General features: G+C 70.9%; 5 protein-coding genes. 4 read left to right on the top strand and 1 reads right to left on the bottom strand.

Annotated elements, in window-relative coordinates; translation table 11 throughout:
* Together QK444_RS31540 and QK444_RS31545 are read left to right on the top strand one after the other, a co-directional pair.
* A partial coding sequence (locus QK444_RS31540; RefSeq protein WP_282785723.1) for a hypothetical protein occupies positions 1-220 on the top strand: 220 nt, incomplete at its 5' end.
* Entirely contained in the window at positions 217-1,017 is an 801-nt protein-coding gene (locus tag QK444_RS31545; RefSeq protein ID WP_282785724.1) for an ESX secretion-associated protein EspG, read from the top strand. The genes QK444_RS31540 and QK444_RS31545, both read left to right, overlap by 4 nt.
* Here QK444_RS31545 and QK444_RS31550 read toward each other — a convergent pair.
* The gene (locus tag QK444_RS31550; protein ID WP_282785725.1) at positions 1,014-1,187 is read right to left on the bottom strand and encodes a hypothetical protein; all 174 of its coding nucleotides are present in this window, start codon (positions 1,185-1,187) and stop codon (positions 1,014-1,016) included. The genes QK444_RS31545 and QK444_RS31550 overlap by 4 nt on opposite strands.
* A gap of 239 nt (positions 1,188-1,426) precedes the next feature.
* Between QK444_RS31550 and QK444_RS31555 the strand changes: the two genes are divergently transcribed.
* Positions 1,427-4,057 carry an ABC transporter ATP-binding protein/permease gene (locus QK444_RS31555; protein WP_282785726.1) on the top strand — a complete coding sequence of 877 codons (2,631 nt, stop codon included), beginning with the start codon at positions 1,427-1,429 and terminating at the stop codon, positions 4,055-4,057.
* The coding region (locus QK444_RS31560; RefSeq protein ID WP_282785727.1) for an ABC transporter ATP-binding protein at positions 4,054-5,795 on the top strand (1,742 nt) is incomplete at its 3' end. The genes QK444_RS31555 and QK444_RS31560, both read left to right, overlap by 4 nt.

The following is a 5,795-nucleotide window of genomic DNA, read 5'->3' on the forward strand; positions in this document are numbered from 1 at the left end:
GCGCGCCACCCCGCCGGTGGACCTGCCTGCCGCCTCCACCCGTGCGGCGACGCCGATGGCAGGGATTCCGGGCACGCCGGGGGCGACCGGTGCGCACGGCGGCAACGCGGGCAAGGACGGGAACACGCATAAGCGGCCGGACTATCTGGAGGGCGACCACCACCTCGAGGAGGGGCTCGGGGTGCCGCTCATCGTCTCCCGGCCGGTGCTGGACGAATGACACCGGACTGGACCTTCGGGGATCTGGAGTTCGTGGTGCTCTGGTCGGAGCACGACGAGGACGAGTTGCCGCATCCGTTCGTTTGCACCAGCCGCATCCCGCTGCACGACGACTATGTGCGTGAGTTCGCTCGGACGCGTGAGCGGTTGCGGGACAGCGTGCCGTCCGAGGTCCGCGAGGTGCTGCGGATGGTGGCGCGGCCGGAAATGCGCATCGCCGTCCGCGCGGCCGATGCCCGTGTCCCGAAGGACCCGGCGAGCAGTATCCGGCTGTTGGGGATCGTCCGCGGCGGGCAGGCATATCTGCTCCGGCAGTTGCCCGGTGAAACGGTCGACCACAGCGCGGGATTCACCATTGCCGCCTGCGATCCGGCCGAACTGGCCGATGCGGTGGTGGCGGCACTGCCGGACGCGCCGCCGGGCCGCCGGGCGCGGCTGGTGCTGGACGTGCTGTCCGACGGGCTGGATTACAGCCGTGAGCGTTACCGAGCCCTGGAGTCGTTCGAGGACACCGAGTTGGAGATCGCCCGCCGGTTCGTGGCGGCGGTGCCGTCGCGCGTCGGCTGGGTCGAGGTGGCGCAGGGCGTCTCGGACTTCGGTCCGCGCGGCCGGGTGAGCAGGCTGCTGCGCTGGCGGGAGCTGCCGGGGGACGGTCGCTACGTGATCGTCCCCGGCCCGCCCACGGTGGCGAGGTCGGCGGATGCCAGGACCTTCGCGGCCCTGATCGGCAATGAGATCGCCGAGGTGGCGGCGGGTGTCGCGGACGAACGCCGGTCGCTCGCGCACCGCCTCCGCTAGCCGCGGTCGGATTCGTCCAGGGCCGCCAGGGCTTCCCGGCGCAGGCGCGCGATCTGCGCGTCGAAGCGGGTGTGACCCCAGGCTGAACGGTTGGGGCGTGGCCGCTCGGTGGGCGTAACGGCCATCTCGGTGTTGGGCGAGCGGAATTCGGTCCGCTTTTTCGACATCATCGTCGGCCTCCGGGTTCGGTTCGACTCCACGATGGCTCGCTGGGCAGGGAGTACCCGAATTCCGCCGGGTCGAATCTTCGATCTTGTCGGCGTGGTTCGGTGGCCGCCTGCGGGTCCGCAGCGCGCCAAGTATGTGTAGGCTACCCAAAGTCGGAGGTGGGAATCCCAGCTGAGAGACCGTGCGGCCGGCGCTGGCGCGGGGCCGCCTCCGCCGCACATCGATCGGAGGACAGGCGATAATGGCGCGCAGAGGGTTTCAGGGGGCGGTGCTACGCGGCTTCGGCGTTCAGTACCACACGGCAACGGTACTCGACACCGAACAGACGACACCGCGCATGCTGCGGGTCTGGCTGAGCTCGCCCAGCCTCTTCGAGGAGATCACTCTGGAACCGACCGCCTGGTTGCGGATCTGGTTCCCGGATCCGGAGGGCTCCGACGCCGAATTCCAGCGCGGCTACACCATTGCCGAGGCGGATCTGGACACCGGTCGCTTCGCCGTGGACTTCGTCCTGCACGAACCCGCCGGACCGGCCTCGGCCTGGGCCTGCCGGGTGCGGGGCGGGGAAATGGTCGAGGTGGCCTCGTTCGGCTCCAAGGGCTTCCCGATCCCCGAGGACCTGCCTGCCGGATACCTGCTGATCGGCGACTCCGCCTCGATTCCGGCCATCAATTCGATTCTCGCCGCCGTGCCGCCGCAGGTGGCGATCGAGGTGTACCTGGAGAAGCACCACGACGACGACCTGCTCATCCCGCTCACCGAGCATCCGCGCGCCCGGGTGCACTGGGTGCCCCGCACCTCGGAGAACTCCCTCGCCGCCGCCCTGGAGGCCCGCGACTGGTCGAACTGGTACGCGTGGGCGGGCCCGGAGTCCAAGTCGCTCAAGCACATCCGCGCGCGCCTGAAGGACGACTTCGGATTCCCCAAGAGCGATGTCTACGCCCAGGCGTACTGGGTGCACGGTCGGTCCATGGGCAAGGAGCGCGACGGCTCCGAGCGGGCGCAGGCCGCGGCCGCCGCCGAGGCGACGCCGGTCGAGGAGACCGTGACGGTCATCGAACCGGCCGTCGACACCCCGGCCGCCCCGAGCGCGCCCGATGCCGAGAACGTCGCGGCCCCGCGCGGGCGCTGGCGTTCCCAGGCGGGCAGCCGCCTGTTCGCCGATATCCGCGCCAAGCTGTGGGTCGCGGGCATCCTCCAGATCCTGGTGACCCTGGTCCAGCTCGCTCCCTTCGTGCTGCTGGTGGAACTGGCCCGGGAGCTGTTGGCGGGCAGCGACGAATCGACCCTGTGGTCCCTGGGCCTGTGGGCGCTGGGCCTGTTCGCCGTCGGCGCGGTGCTGGAATCGGCCCTGCAACTGTGGCTGCACACCGTGGACGCCCGCTTCAGCCGCGATCTGCGCGGTCGCCTGCTGAGCAAGCTGGCCCGGCTGCCGCTGGGCTGGTTCACCGCCCGCGGCTCCGGCAAGATCAACAAGCTGATCACCGGCGACACCCTGTCACTGCACTACCTGGTGACCCACGCCGTCACCGACGCGGTCGCCGCGGTGGTCGCGCCGCTGGCCGTGCTGGGCTACCTGTTCTGGGTGGACTGGCGATTGGCGCTGGTGCTGCTGGTCCCGGTGCTCGGCTACGTCTTCACCATGCTGACCATGATGGCGTCCTCGGGCCCCAAGATCATGCAGTCGCAACGCTGGGCCGAGCGCATGAACGCCGAGGCCACCTCCTACCTCGACGGCCAGCCGGTGATCCGCGTGTTCGGCGGCGCGGCCGCCTCCCCGTTCCGGCGCAGCCTCGACGAGTACATCCGCTTCCTGGACAACTGGCAGCGCCCGTTCGTGGGCAAGAAGTCCGCCATGGACCTCATCACCCGCCCGGTCACGTTCCTGTGGATCATTCTCACCGTGGGCACCGCGCTCGTGGTGACCGATCGGATCGACCCGGTCGACCTGCTGCCGTTCCTGTTCCTGGGCACCACCTTCGGCTCGCGCCTGCTGGGCATCGGCTACGGCCTGTCCGGTCTGCGGGAGGGTCGCCTGGCCGCCCAGCACATCCAGGTGGCCCTGGACGAGTCCGAACTCGCGGTGCGCGAGGGCGATTCCGCGTCGGCGGCCGAGAAGCAGCCGGGCCATGTCGAATTCGACGACGTCACCTTCGGCTACCGTCCGGGCGTCCCGGTGGTCGCCGATATCTCGCTCACCCTGGAGCCGGGCACCGTCACCGCGCTCGTCGGCCCCTCCGGAGCCGGTAAGTCCACCCTGGCCGCGCTGCTGGCCCGCTTCCACGACATCCAGAGCGGCTCGATCCGGGTGGGTGGGCGCGACATCACCACCTTCACCCCCGATGAGCTGTACACCCGCATCGGCTTCGTCTTCCAGGACACCCAGCTGATCCGTGGCACCGTGCGCGAGAACATCGCCCTCGCCGTGCCGGACGCCTCCGACGACGCCATCGAACGGGCTGCCCGCGACGCCCAGATCCACGAGCGCATTCTGCGGCTGCCCCAGGGCTACGACACCGAACTCGGTTCCGGCACCACGCTGTCCGGCGGTGAGAGGCAACGCCTCACCATCGCGCGGGCGCTGCTCGCCGACACCCCGGTGCTGATCCTGGACGAGGCCACCGCCTTCGCCGATCCCGAATCGGAATACCTGGTGCAGCAGGCCCTCGACCGCTTGGCCGTGGGCCGCACCGTGCTGGTGATCGCGCACCGGCTGCGCACCATCACCGCGGCCGACCGGATCGTCGTGCTCGAGGAAGGGCGCGTCACCCAGACCGGCACCCACGGCGAACTGCTCGCCGCCGAGGGCCGCTACCAGCAGTTGTGGCAGGCCGGAGCCGTCGCCGCCGATGTGAAGGAGACCGTGCGATGACGCGCACCATACTGATGCTGCTGCCCGCCGAGCAGCGCGGCCTGGTGGCCCGCTACCTGGCGCTGACCGTCATCTCGACCATTCTGCGCGCCATCGCGGTGGTGTTCGTGGTGCCGCTGGTCGCGGCGTTGTTGGGCGACACCCCGGCCGACGCCTGGCGTTGGGTGGCGCTGCTGACCGTGGCCGTGGCGGGCGGCTGGATCGTGGACTCCATCGCCTCCCGGGTCGGTTTCGACCTCGGCTTCACCATCCTCGATCACGCGCAGCGCGATGTCTCCACGCAGGTGGCGCGCATTCCGCTGCGCTGGTTCAGCGAGGACAACGCGGCCACCACCCGCCGCGCCATCGCCACCACCGGACCGGATCTGGTGGGTCTGGTCGGCTATCTGGTGACCCCGGTGATCCAGGCGATCCTGCTGCCGATCGCCATCGCCGTGGCGCTGATCCCGATCGCCTGGCAGCTCGCGGTGGTCGCGCTGCTGGCGGTGCCGCTGCTGCTGGGCGCACTGTGGGCGACCGGACGCATCACCCGGCACGCCGATCGGGTGGCGGCCGAGTCCAACAGCGCTCTCACCGAACGCATTCTGGAATTCGCCCGCACCCAGGCCGCACTGCGCGCGGCCCGCCGGGTGGAACCCGAACGCAGCCAGACCGGTGCGGCGCTGGCCGCCCAGCACGGCGCCACCGTTCGCCTGCTGCTGTTGAACATTCCCGGCCAGGTGCTGTTCAGCCTGGCCAGCCAGATCGCCCTGCTGCTGCTCGCCGGTACCACCGCGTGGCTGGCGGTGCGCGGCACCATCGGCATTCCGGAGGCGATCGCGCTCATCGTGGTCGTGGTGCGCTTCCTGGAGCCGTTCGCCGCCATGGGCGATCTGGCCTCTGCCGTGGAGACGAGCCGAAACGCTCTGCGCGACATCCGGACCGTCATCGACGCGGGCGGACCGGCCGGTGCGCCCGCGGCGGACCGGGCCGACGGTGAGCCCGCCGCGGTCGAACTGCGCGACGTGCGTTTCACCTATGGGGACGGCGCGCCGGTGCTCGACGGACTCGATCTCGAGTTCCGGGCCGGGGAGACCACCGCCGTCGTCGGCCCGTCCGGCTCCGGCAAGAGCACCCTGCTCGCGCTGGTGGCGGGCCTGGAGACGCCCACCTCCGGCAGCGTCCGGATCGGCGGCGTCGACCGCGCGTCGGTGGACGCGGCGCACCGCCCGGCCGATACCAGCATGGTGTTCCAGCAGCCGTACCTGTTCGCGGGGACGATTCGGGAGAACGTGCTCGCGGGCAATCCCGGCGCGGATGCCGAGCAGCTCGCCGCCGCCCTGCGGCTGGCGCGGGTGGACGCCTTCGCCGACCGCCTGCCCGACGGCCTGGATACCCTCGTCGGCGACGAGGGCACCGCGCTGTCCGGCGGTGAGCGGCAGCGGGTCTCGATCGCCCGCGCCCTGCTGAAGGAGTCGTCGGTGCTGCTCGTGGACGAGGGCACCAGCGCGCTCGACGCGGAGAACGAGGCCGCCGTGGTGGCCGCCATCGGTGACGATCCGCGCGGTCGCACCCGCATCGTGGTGACCCACCGGCTGTCCACCATCGCGGGCGCGGACCGGGTGCTCTTCCTGGAGGACGGGCGCGTCGTGGAGGACGGTACCGTCCGGGAACTGCTGGACGTCTCGGGGCGCTTCGCGGAGTTCTGGGCGCATCAGCAGAATGCCTCGCACTGGCGGATCGCCGCCGCCGAACGCGT

The organism is Nocardia sp. CC201C, assembly GCF_030010695.1.
Lineage (GTDB): Bacteria > Actinomycetota > Actinomycetes > Mycobacteriales > Mycobacteriaceae > Nocardia > Nocardia otitidiscaviarum.